28 protein-coding genes are annotated in these 24,187 nt (G+C 36.0%); 16 read left to right on the plus strand and 12 right to left on the minus strand.

Going from position 1 to position 24,187, the window contains the following annotated elements; all coding sequences use genetic code 11:
• Positions 1–5: 5 nt before the first annotated feature.
• Together SJY24_RS09740 and SJY24_RS09745 are read right to left on the minus strand one after the other, a co-directional pair.
• A complete protein-coding gene (locus SJY24_RS09740; protein WP_377864518.1) occupies positions 6–1,325 on the minus strand; it encodes a Na+/H+ antiporter family protein in 1,320 nt (439 codons plus the stop codon).
• 116 nt (positions 1,326–1,441) lie between these two features.
• A complete protein-coding gene (locus SJY24_RS09745) occupies positions 1,442–2,443 on the minus strand; it encodes an alpha/beta fold hydrolase (protein WP_377864519.1) in 1,002 nt (333 codons plus the stop codon).
• A 121-nt stretch (positions 2,444–2,564) separates the two neighbouring features.
• Here SJY24_RS09745 and SJY24_RS09750 point away from each other — a divergent pair, with 121 nt between their 5' ends.
• Positions 2,565–3,041, plus strand: a complete 477-nt coding sequence (locus SJY24_RS09750) for a ribbon-helix-helix domain-containing protein (protein ID WP_000151918.1) — start codon at positions 2,565–2,567, stop codon at positions 3,039–3,041.
• Positions 3,042–3,167: 126 nt separating this feature from the next.
• Here the strand turns inward: SJY24_RS09750 and SJY24_RS09755 are convergent, their stop codons facing one another.
• On the minus strand, positions 3,168–4,757 hold the full coding sequence (locus SJY24_RS09755) for a bifunctional metallophosphatase/5'-nucleotidase (RefSeq protein ID WP_377864520.1): 1,590 nt from the start codon (positions 4,755–4,757) through the stop codon (positions 3,168–3,170).
• A gap of 211 nt (positions 4,758–4,968) precedes the next feature.
• Between SJY24_RS09755 and SJY24_RS09760 the strand changes: the two genes are divergently transcribed.
• The 3 genes from SJY24_RS09760 to SJY24_RS09770 all read left to right on the plus strand — a co-directional run bounded on the left by SJY24_RS09760 (position 4,969) and on the right by SJY24_RS09770 (position 6,780).
• Entirely contained in the window at positions 4,969–5,232 is a 264-nt protein-coding gene (locus SJY24_RS09760) for a YqkE family protein (protein ID WP_377864521.1), read from the plus strand.
• Positions 5,233–5,298: 66 nt separating this feature from the next.
• Positions 5,299–5,823, plus strand: a complete 525-nt coding sequence (locus SJY24_RS09765; protein ID WP_377864522.1) for a GrpB family protein — start codon at positions 5,299–5,301, stop codon at positions 5,821–5,823.
• Between the two features lie 129 nt (positions 5,824–5,952).
• A complete protein-coding gene (locus SJY24_RS09770; RefSeq protein WP_377864523.1) occupies positions 5,953–6,780 on the plus strand; it encodes an aldo/keto reductase in 828 nt (275 codons plus the stop codon).
• Between the two features lie 56 nt (positions 6,781–6,836).
• Here SJY24_RS09770 and SJY24_RS09775 read toward each other — a convergent pair whose 3' ends face one another.
• A complete protein-coding gene (locus tag SJY24_RS09775; RefSeq protein ID WP_377864524.1) occupies positions 6,837–7,751 on the minus strand; it encodes an aldo/keto reductase in 915 nt (304 codons plus the stop codon).
• Between the two features lie 53 nt (positions 7,752–7,804).
• Positions 7,805–7,933: a Z-ring formation inhibitor MciZ gene (gene mciZ, locus SJY24_RS09780; protein WP_000870295.1), complete on the minus strand. Its 129-nt coding sequence runs from the start codon at positions 7,931–7,933 to the stop codon at positions 7,805–7,807.
• A 74-nt stretch (positions 7,934–8,007) separates the two neighbouring features.
• On the opposite strand from mciZ, the gene SJY24_RS09785 reads away from it, so the two are divergent.
• Positions 8,008–8,547 (plus strand): NUDIX hydrolase, encoded by a 540-nt coding sequence (locus SJY24_RS09785; protein ID WP_000067049.1) that lies wholly within the window; start codon positions 8,008–8,010, stop codon positions 8,545–8,547.
• A 26-nt stretch (positions 8,548–8,573) separates the two neighbouring features.
• On the opposite strand, the gene SJY24_RS09790 is transcribed toward SJY24_RS09785, so the two are convergent.
• Positions 8,574–9,125: a GNAT family N-acetyltransferase gene (locus SJY24_RS09790; protein ID WP_000803499.1), complete on the minus strand. Its 552-nt coding sequence runs from the start codon at positions 9,123–9,125 to the stop codon at positions 8,574–8,576.
• Between the two features lie 126 nt (positions 9,126–9,251).
• Between SJY24_RS09790 and spoIIM the strand changes: the two genes are divergently transcribed.
• From spoIIM to corA, 9 genes are all read left to right on the plus strand, one after another.
• A complete protein-coding gene (gene spoIIM / locus SJY24_RS09795) occupies positions 9,252–9,899 on the plus strand; it encodes a stage II sporulation protein M (protein WP_000269098.1) in 648 nt (215 codons plus the stop codon).
• Positions 9,900–10,005: 106 nt separating this feature from the next.
• Complete coding sequence (gene fur, locus SJY24_RS09800; RefSeq protein WP_000392654.1) at positions 10,006–10,461, plus strand: ferric iron uptake transcriptional regulator; 456 nt, start codon at positions 10,006–10,008, stop codon at positions 10,459–10,461.
• A 103-nt stretch (positions 10,462–10,564) separates the two neighbouring features.
• On the plus strand, positions 10,565–10,795 hold the full coding sequence (locus tag SJY24_RS09805) for a YqzK family protein (RefSeq protein ID WP_001250436.1): 231 nt from the start codon (positions 10,565–10,567) through the stop codon (positions 10,793–10,795).
• Between the two features lie 6 nt (positions 10,796–10,801).
• On the plus strand, positions 10,802–11,692 hold the full coding sequence (gene xerD / locus SJY24_RS09810) for a site-specific tyrosine recombinase XerD (RefSeq protein WP_000390077.1): 891 nt from the start codon (positions 10,802–10,804) through the stop codon (positions 11,690–11,692).
• A 143-nt stretch (positions 11,693–11,835) separates the two neighbouring features.
• Positions 11,836–12,564, plus strand: a complete 729-nt coding sequence (locus SJY24_RS09815; protein ID WP_033656790.1) for a FixH family protein — start codon at positions 11,836–11,838, stop codon at positions 12,562–12,564.
• Between the two features lie 365 nt (positions 12,565–12,929).
• Positions 12,930–14,114: a phosphopentomutase gene (gene deoB / locus SJY24_RS09820; protein WP_001046076.1), complete on the plus strand. Its 1,185-nt coding sequence runs from the start codon at positions 12,930–12,932 to the stop codon at positions 14,112–14,114.
• Positions 14,115–14,126: 12 nt separating this feature from the next.
• Positions 14,127–14,948: a purine-nucleoside phosphorylase gene (locus SJY24_RS09825; protein ID WP_001078440.1), complete on the plus strand. Its 822-nt coding sequence runs from the start codon at positions 14,127–14,129 to the stop codon at positions 14,946–14,948.
• A 7-nt stretch (positions 14,949–14,955) separates the two neighbouring features.
• Positions 14,956–16,260 (plus strand): pyrimidine-nucleoside phosphorylase, encoded by a 1,305-nt coding sequence (locus SJY24_RS09830; RefSeq protein ID WP_377864525.1) that lies wholly within the window; start codon positions 14,956–14,958, stop codon positions 16,258–16,260.
• Between the two features lie 60 nt (positions 16,261–16,320).
• Entirely contained in the window at positions 16,321–17,283 is a 963-nt protein-coding gene (gene corA / locus SJY24_RS09835) for a magnesium/cobalt transporter CorA (protein ID WP_377864526.1), read from the plus strand.
• A 32-nt stretch (positions 17,284–17,315) separates the two neighbouring features.
• Here the strand turns inward: corA and SJY24_RS09840 are convergent, their stop codons facing one another.
• A complete protein-coding gene (locus SJY24_RS09840; protein ID WP_377864527.1) occupies positions 17,316–18,605 on the minus strand; it encodes an NCS2 family permease in 1,290 nt (429 codons plus the stop codon).
• A gap of 134 nt (positions 18,606–18,739) precedes the next feature.
• Positions 18,740–19,411 (minus strand): SIMPL domain-containing protein, encoded by a 672-nt coding sequence (locus tag SJY24_RS09845; RefSeq protein ID WP_377864528.1) that lies wholly within the window; start codon positions 19,409–19,411, stop codon positions 18,740–18,742.
• 160 nt (positions 19,412–19,571) lie between these two features.
• On the opposite strand from SJY24_RS09845, the gene SJY24_RS09850 reads away from it, so the two are divergent.
• Together SJY24_RS09850 and SJY24_RS09855 are read left to right on the plus strand one after the other, a co-directional pair.
• Complete coding sequence (locus SJY24_RS09850; RefSeq protein WP_001004995.1) at positions 19,572–19,991, plus strand: MarR family winged helix-turn-helix transcriptional regulator; 420 nt, start codon at positions 19,572–19,574, stop codon at positions 19,989–19,991.
• A 100-nt stretch (positions 19,992–20,091) separates the two neighbouring features.
• Positions 20,092–20,637, plus strand: a complete 546-nt coding sequence (locus SJY24_RS09855) for a hypothetical protein (RefSeq protein WP_377864529.1) — start codon at positions 20,092–20,094, stop codon at positions 20,635–20,637.
• An 18-nt stretch (positions 20,638–20,655) separates the two neighbouring features.
• On the opposite strand, the gene SJY24_RS09860 is transcribed toward SJY24_RS09855, so the two are convergent.
• The 4 genes from SJY24_RS09860 to SJY24_RS09875 are packed head-to-tail and all read right to left on the minus strand — an operon-like array spanning position 20,656 to position 24,077.
• Positions 20,656–21,741 (minus strand): ABC transporter permease subunit, encoded by a 1,086-nt coding sequence (locus tag SJY24_RS09860; RefSeq protein WP_377864530.1) that lies wholly within the window; start codon positions 21,739–21,741, stop codon positions 20,656–20,658.
• Between the two features lie 12 nt (positions 21,742–21,753).
• A complete protein-coding gene (locus SJY24_RS09865) occupies positions 21,754–22,821 on the minus strand; it encodes an ABC transporter permease (RefSeq protein ID WP_377864531.1) in 1,068 nt (355 codons plus the stop codon).
• Entirely contained in the window at positions 22,811–23,692 is an 882-nt protein-coding gene (locus tag SJY24_RS09870; RefSeq protein WP_377864532.1) for an ABC transporter ATP-binding protein, read from the minus strand. Before SJY24_RS09870 ends, SJY24_RS09865 begins: the two co-directional genes overlap by 11 nt.
• A complete protein-coding gene (locus tag SJY24_RS09875) occupies positions 23,658–24,077 on the minus strand; it encodes a GntR family transcriptional regulator (RefSeq protein ID WP_377864533.1) in 420 nt (139 codons plus the stop codon). The genes SJY24_RS09870 and SJY24_RS09875 overlap by 35 nt, the downstream gene beginning before the upstream one ends.
• Between the last annotated feature and the right edge of the window lie 110 nt (positions 24,078–24,187).

A 24,187-nucleotide genomic window follows, 5' to 3' on the forward strand; every position in this document is an offset into this window, starting at 1 on the left:
ACCTTTTATAGTGTAATTGCGGCAATAAAGCCGAATATCAGTAACGGTATATTATAGTGTAGAAAAGTTGGTACACATGTATCCCATATATGGTGGTGCTGACCATCAGCATTTAAACCGGACGTTGGTCCAAGTGTACTATCAGATGCTGGAGAACCTGCATCACCTAGTGCACCAGCTGTACCGATAATTGCGATTGTTGCCATTGGACTAAATCCAAGCTGGACGCATAACGGTACAAAAATTGTTGTTAAGATTGGGATGGTTGAAAAGGAAGAACCAATTCCCATCGTAACGAGAAGTCCAATAACGAGCATAAGAAATGCAGCAAGCGGTTTATTATTTCCGATTATATGTGCACTCGTTTGCACAAGAGATTCAACATGTCCAGTTTTTCGAAGAACAGCGCCAAATCCAGCGGCAGAAATCATAACAAATCCGATAAAGGACATCATACGCATTCCGCTCGTTAAAATAGCATCGGCTTCTTTAAGAGGGAGACTACCGCTAACTGATAAGACGATAATACCTGCTAAAGCACCGAAAATCATTGATTCTGTTGCTAATTGAACAGTTAATGTAGCGATTATTGATAATAAACCGAAAGTAATGCTTCTTTTTGTATAGGGAACGATTTCATTCTGTGTAGCATGAACTTGTTCCGTTTCATACGTACGTGGTTTTCGGTATGTAATGAAAACCGCTACACATAATCCAATAATCATACCGATTGCTGGAATAGTCATTGCTTTTGGAATAAGAGCAACATCAAATGTAAGCCCGCTTTGCGCAGCATTTGTTTGCAATACGTCATAATAAATTTTTCCGAATCCTGCTGGGACCCACATGTAAGGGGTAATTAATCCAAATGTAATAAGACATGTTACAAGCCTACGATCCACCTTCAGCTCATTTAATACTTTTAAAAGTGCTGGAATTAAGATCGGGATGAAGGCGATATGAACAGGGATAATATTTTGTGAGAAACAAGCCATTGTTAAAATGATAAATAATATGAGTATTTTAGAATAGACTTGTTTTTTCGTGTCTTGTTCGTTGCCGATCCATTTTAAAGCTGATTGGATCATTGCATCAGGAAGTCCTGTTCTTGAAAGTGAAATAGCAAATCCACCGAGCATTGCGTAGCTTAATGCGATAGGAGCACTGTTCCCAAGACCGGTTGTAAAAGTACTAATTGTTTCTGAAATACCGAGTCCACCGATAAGTCCGCCTGTTAAAGCTCCAACGATAATGGCGACAATGACTTGGACACGTAACAAACTAAGCACTAGCATGACTGCTACTGCGATGAGTACAGCGTTCATAATAAATGTAATCTCCCTAATTTTTATTCTGTTAAGGCAAGCAATTGTTTGCCTTAACATATACTTGCGACATATTATTATAAAATGTTTTTTATGAAATGTAAAAGAGCCTGTCGTTATGCATGTTGAAAAGATAGCTCTTGTTTAATTGATTGTAAAGATTGAGCGAATAGTTCAGGCTCTTCTAAATCTGGAGAGTGTGCCGAGTTTGGAAACCAAATCATTTTTTTTATCGGAGCGTGAATAATATCGCAATATTGTTGAACGAGTGCGTAAGGAGTTTGATAATCATAGCGACCAGAACAAAAATAAACCGGAACAGATAAACTTGAAATAGACGAAAAGAAATCGATTGTTAGCATCTCTTCCCATAAAACGCCTGATTTTAAATTTCCTGCGAGAAATTTGAACCAATCTAATAGCGTATATTCAGGAGAAGAGAAACCTTTTCGTATGAAAGAAAAGGAAGATCCGTTTTGGATTGCTCCGCCGAATGTGCCAAGCCACTTTCTTTGAATGATGAGACGGCGTGTATCTAAAAAGGGTGGTTTCCCTAATTTTAAAAGAGAAGCTAATGCTTTTTTATGGTCATGTTTTTTTGCAGAGCTAATTAAATGTTGATATAACAATTCTTCGTTTTGTTTCATATGTACAATCTGCCCAATACCAATGTAAGCCTCGATATACTTTGGATGTTGATGTGCTATGTTAAGCCCAATAATACTTCCCCAAGAATGACCAGCGAGAAATAGTTTTTGTTTATTGAATTTTTTAAGTACATATTGAATAACTTCTTTTGCATCGGAAACGAATTGTTCAATTGTAAAATTTGCCCCGAAATCTTTCATTGAAAAGGATTTACCTGCCCCGCGCTGATCCCAATTAATAACGATAAAGTGTTTCTCCAATTCTTTCTGGAAATGACGAATAAATCCGATTTGTGCCATGCCAGGTCCGCCGTGACAGCATAATAAAATAGGCTGCTCTACGTTTTGCCCGCGCATAAGGAGAGTTTGTTTTCGATTATTAATCATAACGCTTTCCATCGTAGCGATACTATTAGGAATGAGTTGTTTATTTTCATTATAAAACTGCGGGGTATGGCTACGAAAAAGCATATTGAAAACCTCCTTTTCTGAAATCGTATGAATCGCACAGGCTATTTGTTTTGCATATACTGTTAGAAAATCATTGTAACATACCATACTAGTGTCATTTCAACACGGGAGGAGGGAAATTGTGACGATTGGAGAAATTATAGATTGCTTAAATAGACGTGAATCCATCGCTATCATAGCAAAACGTCTTGAAATAAGCCCGTATACATTATCAAAGAAATTAAGATTGATTGGATATGAATATGATGGAGAACAGAAGAAACGTATTTTTGTAGGAGATGGAGAAGAACCTCGTCACTTACAACTCCAAGAAGCGACAGCCCTTCAATATGCGAAAACGGATTATCAATTATTAATTTATGAACAATTACAAAGTATTTATGAATTACTAAGCAAGAGAGAAGAAGTAATCGCGCCAATTATGAGTATAAGTACAGAAAAAAAGAAACGTACTTTTTCTATTAATAAAGAAATATTAGCAAAACTAGACGTTATATCAGAAGCGAAAGGAATTCAAAAATCTAAACTTGTAGAAGAGGCGTTACAACAATTTTTACAGCAATATGACTTTAACAAAACAGCACGTTTGGATGACTAAAGAAAAGGATACTAAGTTCATTGTAAGAACGAGTATCCTTTTTAGGTTTTACTAATATTGTGGATTAAGTAAGTATAAGTGCGTACCCTTTACAATAAAAATCCGGATCGCATATTAGGGAAATACTTAATTTATTTTTTGAATTCTACCATCAATAACTGGCTGAATTGGTTCTTTTAATTGTTTTACGTAATCGACTAGCGCTTCAAAGTCGTTTGGACCAGTCTCTGCATTTTTACCATTTTTAAATGATACGAATCCATCACCACCAGAAGCTAAGAAGGCATTCGCAACTACGCTATACGTTTTATTTGGAGATAACTCCTCGCCATTTGTTAAGCGTATATTCGTAACCTTTTCACCGTTTGGTTTATTTGCATCCCAAGTATATTGAATACCTGAAATTTGAAGCATTCTTGTTGTTCCTTTTTGCCATTGCTGATTTAAAATGTCGCGAATATCTTGACCTGTTAAATCTACTTTAATCAATTGGTTTCCAAAAGGCTGAATGCCATATAATTCGCCCCAAGTAATATCGCCAGCATCTAAGTCATTACGAATGCCACCAGGATTCATAAGTGCGATTTGAGCTTGCATTGTTTGACGCTGTGCGTCGGCAATTACATTCCCAAGAGTAGATTCACCAGCATCATTTTGTTTACGGTCGATAGCTGCTGTAGATTTTCCTACAACTTCATTTACAAGTGGTGCGATTTTTTCTTTATATTGATCTATTTTTTGTTTTACTTCTTTATCAGGTTCTACACCTTCATGATATGTTGTAATCACTTCAGCTTTTTTCTTTACAATATCTTTTGTTTTACGATCAATTGTTACATCTACGTCCGAGAAAGCTGTTCCATAAGAGTTCGCTTGGACGATTAGTTTATTATTTACAGTACCATTTACATACGTGTGACTATGCCCACCGAAAATAACATCAACTTCTGGATCTGTTTCATTTGCAATTCGAGTAAGGTCTCCATTTGTCACGCCAGATTCATCAGTTGTTCCACCGACATGGGCAAGGACGACGATGGATTTAACACCAAGACGCTTTAATTGTTGCGTTGATTTATTAATTGCTTCTACTTCGTCAGTGATCTGTACATTTTTAAGCATAGTAGGCATAACGACATTTGGTGTATCCGTTGTAACAACTCCAATAAACCCTACAGGAACTCCGTCAACCATTTTTACAGTGAATGGTGGTAAAAATAAGCGGCCAGTTGATTTATTATAGAAGTTTGCAGCGACATAAGGGAAGTTTGCTCCTTTGAAATTCCCTGTTTTTTCGTGATATCCACCGTAAATGAGGCGTTTCATTTCATCGATACCTTCATCAAATTCATGGTTTCCGATTGTACCAACATCAAACTTTAAGTCATTTAAAAATTCAATTGTTGGTTCGTCTTGTAATAATGCGGAAACTGGTGGGCTGGCTCCGACAATATCACCGGCATGTACGAGAAGTGTATTAGGGTTTTGTTTTTTACGTTCTTTTAAATAAGTAGCTAAATAATCAGCGCCACCAGCTTCTTTATTGTTAACTTTTTTTACAGTATCTAGTTGACCATGTAAATCATTAATACCAAGCATTTGTACGTCTATGTATCGGTTTTGTTCGGCGGGAGTCTGAGATGGGGGAGCGGCAAATACAGTTGAAAAAGTTATGGTGCTTAAAACGGCAACAGTAGGAATGATTTTTTTCCACATAATTAATTTCTCCTTTTTTTATAATCTGACATCATACGACATAATTTTAATAGATTACTAGGATTATATCCACAATAAAATTTAGTTTTTTCGAAAAATTAACACATTTACAAAAAATAAATACATAGATAATGGGGAGTAATATACCTTTTTTATTGTCGATTTCACCGTATATCCTCTATAATGGAGAAAAAAGTAAAAGGTGAGCATTATGAAGAAAAAGAAGCAAAGACAAATGCAAAGACAATCTCAAGTGAATCAACCAGAGAAAGAATCGCTTACACTAGGTGATCAATTGAACGATTCACTCATGCAACAATTAAAGAATAAGAAAAAAGAGTTGCAAGTGAGAGAAGAGAAAAAAGAGGCAGCGGAGCAAGAGAGAAAGCGTAAAGAACAAAAAGAACGTGAAAAGAATAAACCATTTGAAGAACTGTTAAGTGAAAGTAACCTTACTTGGAAAGACTTTAAATAATAAAAAATGATCAGTGAAATGCCACTGATCATTTTTTGACGAGTGTGTAAGAAAAGGGGTGTTAGAATGAGGAAAATTGTAGTCGTTCCGTATGAAAATCATTGGAGTGAGAAATTTCAAATGGAGGCCGAAAGATTAAAATTGGCGATGCCAGAAACGGTGAAAATCCATCATATTGGTAGTACGTCAGTGCCAGGACTTGCGGCAAAGCCTATCATTGATATGATAATGGAAGTAGATAATATTGAAAGAGTAGATCATTGGGATGAAAAATTTGATGAGCTTGGTTACATTGTGAAAGGAGAAAATGGTATTTCAGGTCGTCGTTTTTTTATTCATGGAACTGAGGAGAAACGCTCGTATCATTTGCATGTATTTGAAAAAGGAAATCCTGAGATTACAAGGCATTTAGCATTTCGTGATTATATGATGGTTCATTGTGAAGAAGCAGAGGCGTATGCGACTTTAAAGAAAGAACTAGCTGAAAAATATACATATGATGGCACGTTGTATACAGAAGGAAAAAATGAATTTGTACGTGATGTTGATGAAAAAGCGAAAGAATGGAAAGAAAGTAACGTGAACGATTGAGTTCATGTTATTTTCTAAAGGGGTATAAAATTATTATGTAAACTGTACGTATGTTTTGACATTTTGAATGAATCTTGTTGAAATAAAGTTATGGTTTATAAAAATGTAACAATGAAAGGGAGAAAGACTGTGCATATTCCAACAACTACACTTCATAATGGTGTGAAAATGCCGATGATTGGTCTAGGCGTTTATAAAGCGAAAGAAGGCGACGAAGTTAAACAAGCAGTAAAAACAGCATTAGAAGTTGGATACCGTTCGATTGATACAGCAACTGTATATGAAAATGAAAGCGGTGTCGGAGAAGCAGTTCGTGAATCTGGAATTCCGCGCGAAGACTTGTTTATTACAACAAAAGTTTGGAACGACGATCAAGGGTATGAGGAGACTCTTGAGGCGTTTGAAAAAAGTTTAAAGAAATTACAAATGGATTATGTAGATTTATATTTAATCCATTGGCCGATAAGAGGGAAGTATGTTGATACGTACCGTGCTCTAGAAAAGTTATATGAAGAAGGTAAAGTGCGTGCCATTGGTGTTTCTAATTTTCATAAACATCATTTAGAACTGTTATTACCAAATTGCAAAGTGAAGCCGATGGTAAACCAAGTGGAACTTCATCCAATGTTAGCACAATTTGAATTGCGTGATTTCTGTCAAGGTGAGCAAATTCAAATGGAAGCATGGAGCCCATTAATGAGAGGCGGGGAAGTATTCGAGCACCCGATTATTCAGGCCATTGCTACTAAATATGAAAAAACACCTGCGCAAGTTATATTAAGATGGGATATTCAAAGCGGGGTAGTGACAATTCCTAAATCTGTTACACCATCTCGCATTAAGGAGAATTTTACTATCTTTGATTTTTCACTAACAGAAGAAGAGATGACTCAAATTAATACGTTAAATCGTAATTTACATGTAGGAACGAATCCTGATAAATATGATACGTTATAAAAAAAGACTGCCGCCTAGTGTTGGGGCAGTCTTTTGCTTTTATCGGTATCAATATTTTAGCGATGCAAAGCATATGAATCATACTTAACAATCTTTTGAAGTTGTACATATTCTTCTTTTGTTAAAGGTAACTGTTGGCAAGCGTGTACATTTGCCTGTAATTGTTGAATAGAGCTTGCACCAGGTATAACAGCTGCAACAGTTTCGTTATGTAAGCAATATTGAATAGCTGTTCCTGTTAAAGATTTTTCCCCAATAACTTCTTTTACACTCTCGAGTGTAGTATTTAATTCATCGTAAGAATAAGAGAGATAGTCCTTTTCTTTTACTCTTTCTATCTTTCTTGCATTGTTTTCAGTTAAAATTCCTTTTGCAAGTGGTCCGCGAGCAATGACACTAATTTGGTGTTCATTAAGAAGTGAGAACCATTCTTCTGGACGACGATTTAAAAGGCTATATTCCATTAGTACACTAACGATATTTGAGCGTTTTGCATACTCACGAATGACATTTGGACGTATAGAAGAAATACCGTAATGGCGAATAATACCTTCTTTTTTCAATTCTTCAAAAGCTTCAATGGTTTCATCTATCGGATCTTCCAGCGTTCCGCCATGAAGTTGATAAAGATCAATATAATCTGTTTGAAGTCTACGTAAACTCTCTTTTACTTCGGCCTTTATGTAAGCTTTAGAAGGATCCCAAGACCAGCCGTTTTTTTCTTCTGTCCATCGATTTCCAACCTTTGTTGTAAGAACGATTTGTTCTCGTTTTCCCTTCAATGCTTTTCCAACAAATTCTTCATTTAATCCATGATCATATAAATCCGCTGTATCAAAAAAATTAATTCCTAAATCGATTGCTTCATCGATAATACGCATAGCTTCTGTTTCAGATGTACCGAGAGACATACAGCCAAATCCAATTTCCGTAACATATAAATCTGAGTTTCCTAATTGACGTTTTTTCATAGGTCAACCTCCTTACCTTTATTGTACGAAAGGGGAAGGAGGTTGACAAACGTTTACTTTTTATTTGCTGTAATCCACTCTTGCACAGTTGTATACTCTTTTCCGTATTGTTTTAGCTTATGACGAATTTGCCACGCTTTGCCGACTAAAGTGACGCGATTTGGTAAAATATAAACTTTCATTTCTATCACGCTCCTTTCAATGTGGTAAAATGTATGAAGAACGATTAGGAAATAGAACAGGGAGATGAAGTAGTATGAGTAATCTAGCAGAAAGAACAGTAAAAACTGAACCGATTTTTGATGGTAGAGTTATAAAAGTTCGTGTTGATGAAGTAGTATTACCAAATGGAGAAATGAGTAAACGTGAAATCGTAAATCACCCTGGGGCAGTTGCTATTATTGCTATTACTGATGAAGGGAAAATTGTACTTGTCGAGCAGTATCGTAAAGCTCTTGAAAAGGCAATTGTGGAAATCCCTGCTGGGAAGTTAGAACCTGGAGAAAAGCCAGAAGTAACAGCAGTTCGTGAATTAGAAGAAGAAACAGGATATGTATGTGAAAATATGGAGCTTATTACATCTTTTTATACATCACCTGGTTTTGCAGATGAGATTTTATATGTATATAAGGCGACAGGATTAAAACAAAAAGAAAATAAAGCAGCTTTAGATGAAGATGAATTTGTGGAGTTAATGGAAGTGTCATTAGAAGAAGCGATTGATCTTATGAAAGACCTTCGCATTCATGATGCGAAGACGATGTTCGCTGTGCAATATTTACAATTACAAAAATAAAACACTCGCCTTAAGCGAGTGTTTTTTTAATTAATTTTTGCATATACACGTGCATCGCGTAAGCTACCATCTGGTGCTAGGAAATCATTTTCCATAGTACCTTCTAAAATGAATTCTAGACGTTCTGCTAAGTTACATGCGTTCACGTTTGTTGCATCAGTACGAATTTCGATTCTTCTAGCACCTAGCTTATCAAAAGCGAACTGAATCGCACCTTTAACAGCTTCTGTCATATAGCCTTGTTTTGTATAGGCGCTATGTAACCAGAAGTGAAGTGAAAACTTTGGAATGTCCCAGTTTTCAGGCTTAAGAGTAATAGCTCCGATGAATGTACCAGATACTTTATCGTATAAGTGAAAATCAAGTGTTTCACGAAGTAAAAACTGTCCGTGAGCTTCGCGAACAATTTCTTCCGCACTCTCTTCTGTTTCAGCTGTAATTGGCATCCACGGTAATAAGTCTTCTAGAGAAGCTTGGATTGCTTCATATACTTCTGTACCGTCACCCGGAAACGGCTTACGTACTTGCAAGCGCTCAGTTTGAAATAACGTTGGAAAATCTAATAATAATGGTTTCAAGAGAAATCCCTCCTATTCTCTACTATTTAGTTTAGCAAAGTAGAGCGGAATTTCAATGTTAATTCGTCATACTTTTTTTCTTTCTTTCATACATTTTTAGTAAGAGTGTGAACGGAGGGAAGGAAAATGTGGCGAAAAACTTGGCAAGACCGTGTAATGTCTCACATACAGGAAAACTCTTCATTATATATATTTAATGCTGTTTTATTATTGATGGGAGTAATATTTGGAGCGATTCTTGTGAATAGTTTACAAATAAACCAAAAGCAAGATTTATCATTTTATTTACAACGTTTTTTTGGACAAGTTTCTAAAGGAGAATTTGCTATCGCGGGCGAAATGTTTCGAGAAAGTTACTTTTCGCAATTAAAATACATCGGCTTTATTTGGATTTTGGGGATTTCAATTATTGGGTTACCACTCATTTTCATCTTATTATTTTTAAAAGGAGTAGTTGTTGGATTTACAGTAGGTTTTTTAGTAAGTCAGCACGGATGGAATGGATTATTGTTAGCGTTTGTGTCTGTATTGCCGCAAAATTTAATTATAATTCCTGTATTTCTCATTATGACAACAATTGCTGCAAGCTTTTCCTTACGCATGATTAGGCATCAGTTTATTAGGAAAATAACCGAGCCACTATTACCATTATTAATTCGTTATACATGCTTCTTTCTAGTGATCGGAGCGGTGTTAGCTCTTGCTTCTAGTGTTGAGGCATATGCATCGCCAGTTTTAATGAAAGAAGTCGTGGAGGCTATTAACAAACAATAAATACTTTTTGAGAATAATTATCAGTTTGTTTTTATTGTTTTTCTTTTGACAGAAGCCCTTCTTCTGATATAATGGTGTAAGAGTGGCGAGGAGGGAGTAGTACCGAATGGAAGAAAGAATTGAACGAATTAAGAAGCAATTACATGCAGCGAGCTATAAATTGACACCACAACGTGAAGCAACAGTTCGTGTGCTGCTAGAGAATGAAGAAGATCATTTAAGCGCAGAAGATGTATACCTCCTTGTAAAAGAAAAGTCGCCAGAGATCGGATTAGCAACCGTCTATCGAACTTTAGAGTTATTGTCTGAGTTAAAGGTTGTCGATAAGATTAACTTCGGAGACGGTGTTTCACGCTATGACTTACGCCAAGAAGGTGCACAGCGTTTCCACCATCATTTAATCTGTACACAATGCGGTGCTGTACAAGAAATACAAGAAGATTTACTTGGTGAAGTGGAGAATAAAGTAGAACGAGACTGGAGCTTTAAGGTGAAAGATCATCGTTTAACATTCCATGGGATTTGTAAAAATTGTCAAGAAAATGAAACGGATGAAAAATAACCTTTTCCTATTTAACTAGGAAGAGGTTTTTTATTTGAATAAGGTATAAATTGGTGAAAGCTTGGCATATGTTGTAATAACTTATATTTTGGAGGAATTTACAATGCGCCGAGCTTTAAAATTAACTTTTGATGGAATGAAAGTATTTTTATTATTTACGAGTTGTACGATTTTGTTTTATTTCGCTATACTATGGATAAATGAAGAATATGAAAGTTACCATCGTTATGAAAAGCCAAAAGAAGAGACTGTAGAAAAAGTATCAGGGAATGAGGAGCCGGCAAAGGATGCTTTCGTAAATAGAATGATGTTTTTCTATGAAAATGGGGAGTAGTGTATATTGGAAGATCAATTAAAAGATTTTATTCATTATATGATTGTTGAAAAAGGGTTAGCGAAAAATACAGTTGTATCTTATGAACGTGATTTGAAAAGCTATGTGAAGTATTTGCAAAATGTAGAACAGACGAAGACATTTCATGAAGTGACGCGCATACACATTGTTAACTTTTTGCAGTATTTAAAAGAAAACGGAAAATCTTCAAAAACATTGGCGCGTCATATTGCATCGATTCGTTCGTTTCACCAATTTTTACTTCGTGAACGAGCGGTGGAGCATGACCCATCGGTACATATTGAAACGCCGCAAGGGGAACGGAAATTACCAAAAGTATTATCGATTGACGAAGTAGAAGCATTACTTCAGACTCCGAAAGCGGTGAGTGCTTTTGGGATTCGTGATAAGGCAATGTTGGAGTTATTGTATGCAACAGGACTTCGTGTTTCAGAATTAATTGCATTAAATTTAGAAGATGTACACTTGACTATGGGATTTGTCCGCTGCATAGGGAAAGGGAATAAAGAAAGAATTATTCCATTAGGAAGCTTAGCAACGGAAGCAATTCAAAAGTATATTGAAAAAGGAAGAAGAGAACTGATGGGTAAAAAAGCAGTAGATGCACTCTTTTTAAACCATCATGGTAATCGATTATCAAGACAAGGCTTTTGGAAAATTTTAAAACGATTGGCGAAAGAAGCAAATATTGAAAAAGAGCTTACACCGCATACGTTGCGTCACTCGTTTGCTACGCATTTATTAGAAAATGGGGCAGACTTACGTGCCGTGCAAGAAATGCTTGGACATGCAGATATTTCAACGACGCAAATTTATACGCATGTTTCAAAAGCTAGATTAAAAGATGTATATAAACAGTTTCATCCGAGAGCATAGTTACTATGCTCTTTTTTCATAGATTAAGAAGAATAAACTGTTTCACAGAAACTTCACAAACATTTCGTATATTGTTTTCAGCAGAGGACTGGAATATTACAATGTATTTCCTCTATACTAAAGAAAGTATGAAGGAGGAAATGATGATGAAAAAACTTATTATGACGCTATTTATCGCGATGCTAGCATTGGCTGGCTGTAATACAAACAAAGAAGAACCGAAAAAAGAACAGAAACTTGAAGCTATAAAAGTAGCGGTTCAAACGAATCCGAAAGAAATTAAACCTGGTGAAAAAACAGAAGTACAAGCACTTGTTACACAAGGAAAAGAAAAAGTAACGGATGCTGATGATGTAAAGTTTGAGATTTGGAAAGATGGCGACGAGAAACACGAGATGTTAGATGGTAAGCATAAAGGAAAAGGTGTTTATGCAGTAGAGAAAACATTTGAAACTGATGGAGTATATCATATTATTCCTCATACAAATGCGCGTGAAATGCATGTTATGCCAGAAACAAAAGTCGCTGTAGGAAATGCAAAAGTTGAAGATGCGAAAAAAGAAGAAGGTCATGGAGACCATAAAAGTGATACGATGATACACCTTATGGCTGGGGATATTAAAGCGAATGCTGAATCAACAATGAAAGTTCATTTAAAACAAAAAGAAGAAGCGTTAACTGGTGCTGAAGTACAACTTGAAATTTGGAAAGATGGCGTTGAAAAGCATGAATTTATTCCAGCGAAAGAAGGGAATAAAGGAGAGTATGAAAGTAAACATACTTTCAAAGAGAATGGTGCTTACAAAGTGAAAGTTCATGTAAGAAAAGGCGAATTACATGAACACAAAGAAGAAACAGTAGAAGTAAAATAAAAAGCAGCTCTTTAGAGCTGCTTTTTATTTTTATATTAGGAAATATGTTATAAAATAATTAGCACTTCTTCGCAGAATGGATTACAATAGAAGTGTGAATAAAATAAGAAATTCTACGAAAATGTATTAAAAAGAAAGCGTAAACATGTTATGATATCAATATCAGATGTCTGACATCTGACTTAGAAAAAACTAGAAATGTTTTTCAGTCGTTTCAAGTAAAACGAAATAGGTTAGAGAATGATTTAAAGAAGTACTGTTTGACAATGAGAACGAAAGAGAATTCTTATTGAATAACAGTTTCACTTTATAGCGTTTTGAACATACTACAAGAAGTAGAACTGAACTTATAGGAGGTTGCAGTTATGAATAAATATAAACGTATATTCCTAGTCGTAATGGACTCTGTAGGAATCGGTGAAGCACCTGATGCTGAACAATTTGGTGATTTAGGTTCTGACACAATTGGTCACATTGCTGAACATATGAATGGATTACAAATGCCAAACATGGTGAAATTAGGTCTTGGTAACATTCGTGAAATGAAAGGTATCTCAAAAGTAGAGAAGCCACTTGGATATTATACAAAAATGCAAGAGAAATCTACCGGTAAAGATACAATGACAGGTCACTGGGAAATTATGGGACTTTACATTGATACACCATTCCAAGTATTCCCTGAAGGATTCCCGAAAGAATTACTTGATGAATTAGAAGAAAAAACAGGCCGTAAAATTATCGGTAATAAGCCAGCTTCTGGAACAGAAATTCTTGATGAGCTTGGTCAAGAGCAAATGGAAACAGGCTCTTTAATCGTTTACACTTCTGCTGATAGTGTATTACAAATTGCAGCACACGAAGAAGTAGTGCCACTTGATGAGTTATATAAAATTTGTAAAATTGCTCGTGAACTAACGTTAGATGAGAAGTACATGGTAGGACGTGTTATCGCTCGTCCATTCGTTGGGGAACCAGGGAAATTCACACGTACACCAAATCGTCATGACTATGCATTAAAACCATTTGGTCGCACAGTAATGAATGAATTAAAAGATAGTGACTACGATGTTATTGCTATCGGTAAAATTTCTGATATTTATGATGGCGAAGGGGTAACGGAATCACTTCGTACGAAGTCTAACATGGATGGAATGGATAAGCTTGTAGATACATTAAACATGGACTTTACAGGTCTTAGCTTCTTGAACTTAGTTGACTTTGATGCATTATTCGGTCACCGTCGTGATCCACAAGGATATGGAGAAGCTCTGCAAGAATATGATGCACGCCTTCCAGAAGTATTCGAAAAACTTAAAGAAGATGATTTATTATTAATTACAGCAGACCATGGTAATGATCCAGTACATCCTGGTACTGATCATACACGTGAATATGTACCGTTATTAGCATATAGCCCAAGCATGAAAGAAGGCGGACAAGAATTAGCACTTCGTCAAACATTTGCTGATATTGGTGCAACTGTAGCAGAAAACTTCGGTGTGAAAATGCCAGAATACGGAACAAGCTTCTTAAACGAGCTAAAGAAATAGGGGGATAAACAAATGAATCGTGAACTTATTACAAAATCAGCTTCATACTTAAAAGAGAAATTTCAAGAAACACCACAAGTAGGACTAATCCTTGGATCTGGACTAGGTGTATTAGCAGATGAAATCGAAAATGCGGTAACAGTGCCTTACAGCGAAATTCCTGAATTCCCAGTATCAACTGTAGAAGGACATGCAGGTCAACTAGTATTTGGTACACTTCAAGGTGTACCTGTAGTAGCAATGCAAGGACGTTTCCATTTCTACGAAGGATATGACATGCAAAAAGTAACATTCCCAGTTCGTGTTATGAAAGAACTAGGTGTAGAAACAGTTGTTGTAACAAACGCAGCTGGTGGTGTAAATACATCATTTGAACCAGGCGATCTTATGTTAATTTCAGACCACATCAACTTCATGGGTACGAACCCATTAATCGGACCGAATGATTCTGAAATGGGCGTACGTTTCCCTGATATGTCTACATCATATACGCCAGAACTTCGCGAAATGGCGAAACAAGTTGCAGCAGACTTAAACATTAAAGTACAAGAAGGTGTATACGTTGGAATGACAGGTCCTGTATATGAAACACCTGCTGAAATTCGTATGCTTCGTACACTTGGCGGAGATGCAGTTGGTATGTCAACAGTACCTGAAGTAATTGTAGCGCGTCACGCAGGTATGAAAGTACTAGGTATTTCTTGTATTTCAAATATGGCAGCTGGTATTTTAGATCAGCCACTTCACCACGATGAAGTAATTGAAACGACAGAACGTGTTAAAGCTAACTTCTTAGCATTAGTAAAAGCAATCGTAAAACAAATGAAGGGGTGACTTCACAATGAGAATGGTGGACCTAATTGCAAAAAAACGTGATGGACATGCATTAACGACAGAAGAGATTAACTTTATCGTTGAAGGATACACAAATGGTGATATTCCTGATTATCAAGTAAGTTCACTTGCAATGGCAATTTTCTTCCAAGATATGAATGATCAAGAACGTGCAGATTTAACGATGGCAATGGTAAATAGCGGTGATACAATTGATTTATCAGCCATTGAAGGGGTAAAAGTAGATAAGCATTCAACAGGTGGTGTTGGTGATACAACGACACTTGTATTAGGTCCATTAGTAGCTGCTTTAGGTGTACCAGTAGCGAAAATGTCTGGACGTGGTTTAGGACATACTGGTGGTACAATTGATAAATTAGAAGCAGTTCCAGGATTCCATGTGGAAATTGAAAATGATGAATTCATGCGTCTTGTAAATGAAAATAAAATTGCTGTTATCGGCCAAAGTGGAAACTTAACACCTGCTGATAAAAAGTTATATGCACTTCGTGATGTAACGGCAACAGTAAACTCAATTCCGCTTATTGCAAGCTCGATTATGAGTAAAAAAATTGCTGCTGGTGCAGATGCAATTGTTCTTGATGTAAAAACTGGAGCAGGAGCATTTATGAAAACGGATGAAGATGCAAAACGTTTAGCTGAAGCAATGGTACGCATCGGTAATAACGTTGGTCGTAATACGATGGCGGTTATTTCTGATATGAGTCAGCCGCTTGGTGAAGCAATTGGTAACGCATTAGAAGTACAAGAAGCAATTGATACATTACAAGGTAAAGGACCGAAAGATTTAGAAGAGTTATGTTTAACGCTTGGAAGTCAGATGGTGTACCTTGCTGGACAAGCTTCATCTTTAGAAGATGCACGTGAGAAATTAATTGAAGTAATGAACAATGGTAAAGCGCTAGAATCATTTAAAACGTTCTTATTAGCGCAAGGCGGCGATGCATCTGTTGTTGATGATCCTTCTAAATTACCACAAGCGCAGTTTAAAATTGAAGTGGAAGCGAAAGAAGACGGTTACGTATCAGAAATCGTTGCAGATGAAATCGGAACAGCAGCAATGCTTTTAGGAGCAGGACGTGCAACGAAGGAATCTGAAATTGATTTAGCAGTTGGCTTAATGCTTCGCAAAAAAGTAGGCGATAGCGTGAAAAAAGGTGACTCCCTTGTTACAATTTACGCAAACCGCGAAAATGTTGAAGATGTAAAAGCGAAAATTTATGAGAACATGAAAATCGCTAAAGACCACGTAGATGCACCAACTTTGGTACACGGTATTGTAACGAAGTAATAAAAAAAGCTGAGGAGATTTCTCTTTGGCTTTTTTTACTATTTTTTGTTTATAATAATAATGGGTGAAATTATGATTAGAATTTGTGCAATAACGAAAAAAAATGAAGTTTTATATGATGTTTCGCTGGAAGACACGAAAAAAGAAAACATCGTATGGTATTGGCTTGATTTATATAAGCCGACGAAAGAAGAGTATACATATATTTTACAAGATCACTTCAAGTTCCATCCCCTTGCGATTGAAGATTGTGTAGAGTATGTACAGAGGCCAAAGGTAGATTTTTATGATGGATATAACTTTTTAGTTCTCCATGCATTCGGAGAAGACGGATTAGAACCGCATGAAATCGATTTATTTGTTAGTGATCGATATATAGTCTCTTTCCACTTCTCTCATAATAATGCGATTGAAAGAGTATGGAAAACGCTCGGTGAGAAAAAACGTATTAAGAAGAGTCCTTTAAATGTAGCACATACAATTATTGACCAAATTGTAGATGATTATTTCGCACCTGTTTATTACATTGAAGACCATTTAAATGCAATTGATGATAATTTAACGGGTGAGACAGCAGGAAGTGTGTTAGAAGAGGTATTTGATATTCGTGCAGATTTATCTAAACTAAGGCGTACGATTATTCCGATGCGTGATTTATTGTACCGCATTTTAAATTCAACTCGTTTTTACGGTATAAGCGATCATGAAATTTATTTTAAAGATATACATGATCATTTGCTTAAACTGACAGAGATGATTGAAGCAAGCCGTGAATTAACAGCAGATATTCGAGATAGTTACTTTTCACTGAATTCCCACCATATGAACAATATTATGAAAACATTAACTGTTTTCTCAACTATTTTCATGCCGTTAACATTTATTGCAGGGGTATACGGCATGAACTTTTCACATATGCCAGAGCTTGGCGGACAGTACAGTTACTTTATCTGTTTGTTAATTATGGCGTTAATTGGCGGGGGCATGATGGCTTGGTTTTATAAAAAAGGTTGGTTTAAGTAAAAAAACACCGAGGATTTCCTCGGTGTTTTTTACTAGCCAATAGCGTGTAATACGAACATGGCTAAGAATAAGCATGTAATGATATACATGGACGGTGCGACTTCTTTACGCTTTCCAAGAGCAACTTTCAAGATAGGATAAGCAATAAATCCGAACGCAATGCCATCAGCGATACTATATGTGAGCGGAATCATAACGATAATTAAAAACGCGGGAAACCCTTCTGAAAAGTCGTTCAGAGGAATTTGTTGAATGCTTGTAATCATCAGGCCGCCAATAATAATTAAGATTGGTGCAATGGCACTATCAGGAATTACTTTGACAAACGGAAGTGCAAACAGTGATGCGAAGAATAACAACCCTGTAATGATAGACGTCAGACCTGTCTTTCCGCCTGCAGTGATACCTGCGGCACTCTCTACTGTTGATACGGTAGGACTTGTGCCAAATAGACCACATGTCATTGCTGAAATTGCATTTGCTTGGTAAGCACGTGGGAATTTACGGTCATCTTCTAATAAACCGTGCAGTAGTCCCATGTTCTCAAAAATAAGCACCATGCTTAAGGAGAATGTTGCAATCCAAAATGGTAAGGAAGAAAGTTTCCCAAATGACATAGCTCCAAACACATCGCCGTAATTAGCGAATGAAAACGAACTACTTCCCACTTGACTCGTATCAACAAGGCCAAATAGCCATGCAATACCAGTTCCAATTGCAATCGTCCATAAAAAGTTTCCACGTACGTTACGCACAAATAGCACAAGTGCCACAATAAGAGTAAGTAGTGTTGCAAGAACGACAGGACTACTTAATTTCCCCATTGCAACAGCAGTATTAGGATGCGAAACGACTAAACCACCTTTTTGCAAGCCGATGAAAGCTAAAAATAACCCGATACCGACAGTGATAGCTTCCTTTAATGACTTTGGAATCGATACCGAAAGCACGCGAGCAATCGGTGTAAAAGCAGCAATTGCAAAAATAATACCGGCGATAAAAACAGCTGCTAATGCTTCTTGCCAAGTTAAACCGAGCGTATGCACAGCAGTGTACGTGAAGAATGCATTTACACCCATACCAGGGACAAGAATAGCAGGTGCATTTGCCCAAAATGCCATAAGTAGACATCCGACAAATGAACTGAAAACAGTTGCTAAAATTCCAGCTTCAAGTGGAATGCCAGCATCGGATAAGATTGACGCATTTACAATCATAATATAAACGATCGTGAAAAATGACGTAACTCCAGCTAAAACTTCTTGTTTTGGTGATGTTTGGTGTAAGTCTAATTTAAATGTTCTTTCAAGTATTCCTTTCATGTTAAACCTTCTTTTTCATATCCCTCTCCCACCCGTGATATCTCTTATATAAGAGCTCACCGTCCTTTATTATATCAGAACATCATGTTTTTACAACAACGAAAATGATAACGGTTACTTATAAATAGATTTATTTATAAATACGTAAAAATTGCCCGGATAGATGAGATGATTTCTAGTTCTCCTGATTGAATGGGCGGAGCTGCTTGCGCATGCAAAGTAGCATATGATGCAACCTCTCGTGGTAATTGGGCAGATTCTTCAACGAGTGAGAGGGGAACAGGATTAATGTTTAAATTGTATGTACTCGCAATAGCACGAGCTTTTTCTACTGCTTGGTGCAGAGCCTGAATGAGAGCTTGCTCATAATATTTATTTGGATGAGATATTCGAAAACGTAACCCTTTTGCAACGTTTGCACCATTCGAAACGGCTATATCATATACTTCCCCTGCTTTTTGCACATTTAAAACGGTAATTTCATACAAATGTTCCACACGGTAGCCTTGTAGTAAGGCTTTATCATTTACATATTCGTATTGAGGGGTAATCGTATAAGAAATGGTTTCTATATCTTTATCGGCAATACCTAGCTGTTTGAGTGCATCAAGCAATTGTTTCGATTGCATTGCATTTTCTTCTTGCGCTTGTTTTACATTTTTACTATCTGTTTGAATGCCTAGTGTTAATATGACAACATTTGGTTTGGCTTTTATAATGCCTTCTCCTTGTACAGTAATAGTAGCTTCTTTACCAGTATTTGTCGTACGGATATTATGTAAATACGGATTCATTCCACTTTGCATTTATGCTCACCATCCTTTTTTATATGTATATGTGTGAACAAAAAAGAAAATCGTATGAAAAAAGTTACATAAATGAGAATGTTAAGGGAAGAAAGCATATACAACATAGGTATTTATAGATTATAATATGTGTAAATATGATAAAAAAGGGACGAGGCTAGTGAACGAAAATAGAGAAACACTGATTTTAGATTTATCTGCATCATTTCGAAAGATGATACGTTTATTACAAAATGATATTAATACACGTTTTTCAGAGCATATGCCATATAATGAATTCTCTGTATTACGTGCGTTATTTTTGAAAAGTCCACAGATGGCTTCGCAAATTGCGAGTGAAGTAAACGTAACCTCCAGTCATATTACAGCTGTAACAGATCGTCTCGTGCGAAAAGGGTTTGTTGAAAGAAAGAGATCAAATTCAGACCGTCGTATCGTATACTTAGAAATTACAGAAAACGGACGAGAAGTAACTGAAAAACTTGAAGCTGTGCGTAAAGAATATTATAAAGAGAGATTTAAAGGTTGGAGCGACCAAGAGATAGAAATGGTTTTAGAACTATTTGGCCGCGTCTTATAATAAATGAGGATAGGAAGCGAGAGCTTTCCTATCCTTTTTCTTTTGAATAAAAATATTTTGAAACTCCGATACTTTAATTAAAAAGATCGGAGGAAAGATTATGAAATATATTGTGGCACTTACCGTTTTACTTGGAAGCCTTTTCTGCTTTAATACATTCGTGTACGCCGATACCCCTATTCAAGTGGTGCAAAAAGAAGTGAAGTATATTGAAAATGATAATACTGTCTTGTATTCGAAATTATGGGTTCGTTCTATGCAAAATGCAGTATTATTTCATCATAGTGATAACATTCGTAATCAGGACACATTGCGTAATGTAACAAGTTCATCGCTCGTTAAAGCGAAGCACTTACCATTTAAGAAAGCATCAATGTACATTCCAAGATTATCGCAATACGTATCAAAAGCAGGAAAAGAAAACATTCAAGTGTACTACATTGCGGTGCACTATAATGTGAAAAAAGAAAATGCATATCAGCTAAATGGCATGAACTATTTTTTGCAAGTATTTATGAAAGAGCGCGGGGAATGGAAAATTGCTGAAAGTATAGTCGCACCAACAGAGCAAATTGTACAAAACGGTGATGGGTTTGGAATGAAAGAAGAGATGGTGTATGGAGATAGGAGAGAGAATGTGAAATAACCTCCTTTTGAGAGGAGGTTATTTTACACGCCAAGAAAATTTAAATTTTAATAAGCGAGATAATAGTAGGTAGACTATCGTACTGGTCCCTATAAAACCAATATAATAGTTCAAGATAGAGCGACTTCCTCCTGCTACCATTCCTCCAAACATTCCAATAAAGATTACACAACATACCATACATAGTTTTTTGAGCTTCGGATACAATAGAAAGTTTCCATTTTGTTCATTAGGTGATCTTGTATATAAGTACATTCCTAAAGGTAATAGAATAAGTATATTTGCGATTGGACCAATAAGTTTCGTCGCTGAAGGAATATACGTAAAATTCGGCTCGTCGTGACGTACGCCTTGTTGATCAGTATAAGCACGTTGAGGATTATAATTAAAATCAATATTGAATTCGCGAACTGGTGCTAAAATACTCACTTTTTCTATTACTGAGCCGTAACGACCTACATTTTCCTCCGTATAGAAGGTATGGTTGGAAATAAGTCCAACCGTATGAATGGAAATAATCCCGACAATTAGAGAAGGCACAATAAAAGGGAATCCAAGTATAGCGACACTGAAGAATCCTTGTGAGACCATATTACCAGCAATTGTTCCTATGCATAATGCAAGTGTATAGATAGCAATTAAGACGATAACCATGTATAAGAAATAAGTATGAAATGGTGAAAATACTTGATACTTATTATGAAAGGTTGTCTTTTTCATAATAGCAAAAAGTCCCCAATTCAATATAACGATAGCTACAATATTACACACGCCAAAAAGCCATTTCGTCATGAAGAGCTCTTTCCGTTTAAATGGCATAGACCATAGGAAATCACTTGATTGATTTTGACGCTCCCATCCAATAAGGATGCAGGCCAATGCGATGAGGAGCGCCCCTTGAACCAGGATAGTATCGGTAAGTGAAAGGTGATAATTGTACCGGAATATATATTTCCATTTATTATGATCATGTAAAGAGTTTAGTTGCTCGGCAGCTGCTAAATAGTATTTATATGATAGTTGGTAAAAACTTACTAACCAAAATAGCCAAATCATATATTTACTTTGTTTGTATGTATGCATCCATAATGCTTTTTGAAACATAGGATCTCTCCTTTAAAAAACTTTATAGTTTGTAAGACGTGATAATATAAAATAAGTGACGATTCCAAATAAAAAGAATCCAACATAGTAACTAAATAATAAATCAAAACGCTTTAACATTTGCCCACCTATTAATGCGAAATAAAAGATAGTACTCCATATCCAGAGTGAGTTGTATTTTTGAAAAAGGAAGATTTTCTTATTATGTTCATTAGGTGACCTTGTATAAAGAAACATACCAATAAGTAAGCTGCAAATCGTATAGAAGATAGGAACAAGTAGTATTTTTGCAGAGTAGTAACTATGAAAAGTAGGTCCTCTTTGTATTACTTTTCCATGATCTTCATATGATTGGGCAGTAGGATGGTAATTATAACTAATTGAAAAGTTTAATATAGCGCTTGAAATGTTGGTTTTTTTATTGACTTCATAAATGTTTTCGAAATTTGTATAACTTTTGCTCCCTTGTATTGCCTCAGCATGAGCTGTAAAGAAAAAGAGTAAGAGTGAAAAGATTCCCATTCCCATTACACAAAAAGTAATGCTAAAGATGCTTTGTGGAATAATACTGCCAGTAAATGTGCCAATACATAAAGAGACAGTATAGATAGCAATATATGTGAAAATTGCATAAAGGAAATATCGATGAAACGGTTCGAAAGATTGATATTCAAAGTGGATTGTGGATTTATAAATGAAATACATAAGACCCCAATTGATCAGAAGTGATATTACAATGAAAAATCCACCGAAAATCCACTTCGATAAGAACATATCACGTCTTTTAAATGGAAATGTCATAAATAAATTTCCATTTTGATTACTTCGCTCCCAACCAACTAATATACAGGCTAGGATAATTGCGATAATACCTAACCAAAAGCTATTAGAGGAGTAAAAAGAATAATGATAGTAGAACTTTTCGTCACCCATTTTTTCTGGATGGAGAAAGAGGGACTGTTGCTCTTCGGCTGCTTGATAGTATTCGAAAGATAAAAGAAAAAGTGAACTCAAGAAAAATAGTAACGCAGCATATTTCCCGCGCTTCCAATTCCACATCCACAGCGCCTTATGAAACATACTCATTCCCCCCAAGTGTCGTAACGAAGACATCTTCAAGTGACATTGTTAATTCTTCAATGAGTATTGGTTGCTCTTTATAAAACTTCTCCAGTGTTGTAGCTACATTTCCTTCGATTAAAATCGTATATACTTTTCCCGTTTGGTTTAATATTTTAATATTGCTTAAGTTTTCTAGTTTTTGAGGTAATGATCGTTCATAAGCAACTTGTATTTTAGCGAATTGTGATTTTGCATCGTCTAGTGACGTAATGGAAGCTACTGTATGTCCTTTTAACATAATGATTGTATCTGCTATTTTCTCAACTTCATCTAAATGGTGAGTGGAGATAAAAATTGTAATTTCTTTCTCTGCAACTTCCTCGACGAGAAATTGTAGAATTTGTCTTTTAACGATAGGATCGAGCCCGTTTGTTGGCTCATCTAAAATGATATATTCTGCTTTTGCAGCGAAAGCTAAAATGATGGCAAGCAGTGCTTTCATTCCTTTTGAATAACTACGAATTCGTTTATTTGGTAAGTTGAACCGTTCTAATAATTCATAGAAATATTGTTCATCAAATGCTGTATAAACGGTTTTATAAAACTTAACGATTTCTTTCACTGTATAACTGTTTAGTATGTTAGTAGAGTCTGGAACGTATACAACCTTCTGTTTAATTTCAGGATGCTTATGAACATCCGTATCCTCATATGTAACAGTTCCTGCATCTGGGTCTAAAATGCCGACCATCGTTCGTAATAAAGTTGTTTTCCCCGCACCGTTTCTTCCGAGCAATCCGACGATACTACCTTTTTGTAATGTGAAAGAAACGTCGTCTAAAATCGTTTGATTATCAATTGTTTTCTTCAAGCTTGTCACTTTCAGCATCTGCATTCCCTCCAATCTCTTTGTAGTATGAATCTATCCAATCGTGAATTTTATCTTTCGTAATCCCGAGATAAGAGGCTTCTAATAGTAATTGATGAAATTGCTTTTCAACCATAGTGATTTTCCTTTCGTCTAATGTTGGGGTAATCGATTGGGATACAAATGTTCCTTTTCCTCGTAATGTTTCAATAATCCCTTGGCGTTCTAATTCTTGATATGCTTTGCTAACTGTATTTGGATTTATGACGAGCAAAGAAGCGAGCTCGCGTACAGAAGGAAGCTTATCACTTGGAGCTAACATGTTTTTCAATACGAGTTCTTTTATATTTTGAACAATTTGTTCCCATATCGGAGTGTTGCTTCTTGGATCAAGTTGAATATGCAAGAGCAATGTCTCCTTCCTGATGAGTATTAAGTGTACTATTACGTGTAATACACTCAATACAATATAGGCAATGAATTTATTTGTCAACCGAAAATGATAGAAAAATATGG

The organism is Bacillus sp. R86525, assembly GCF_042466195.1.
GTDB classification, from domain to species: domain Bacteria; phylum Bacillota; class Bacilli; order Bacillales; family Bacillaceae_G; genus Bacillus_A; species Bacillus_A nitratireducens.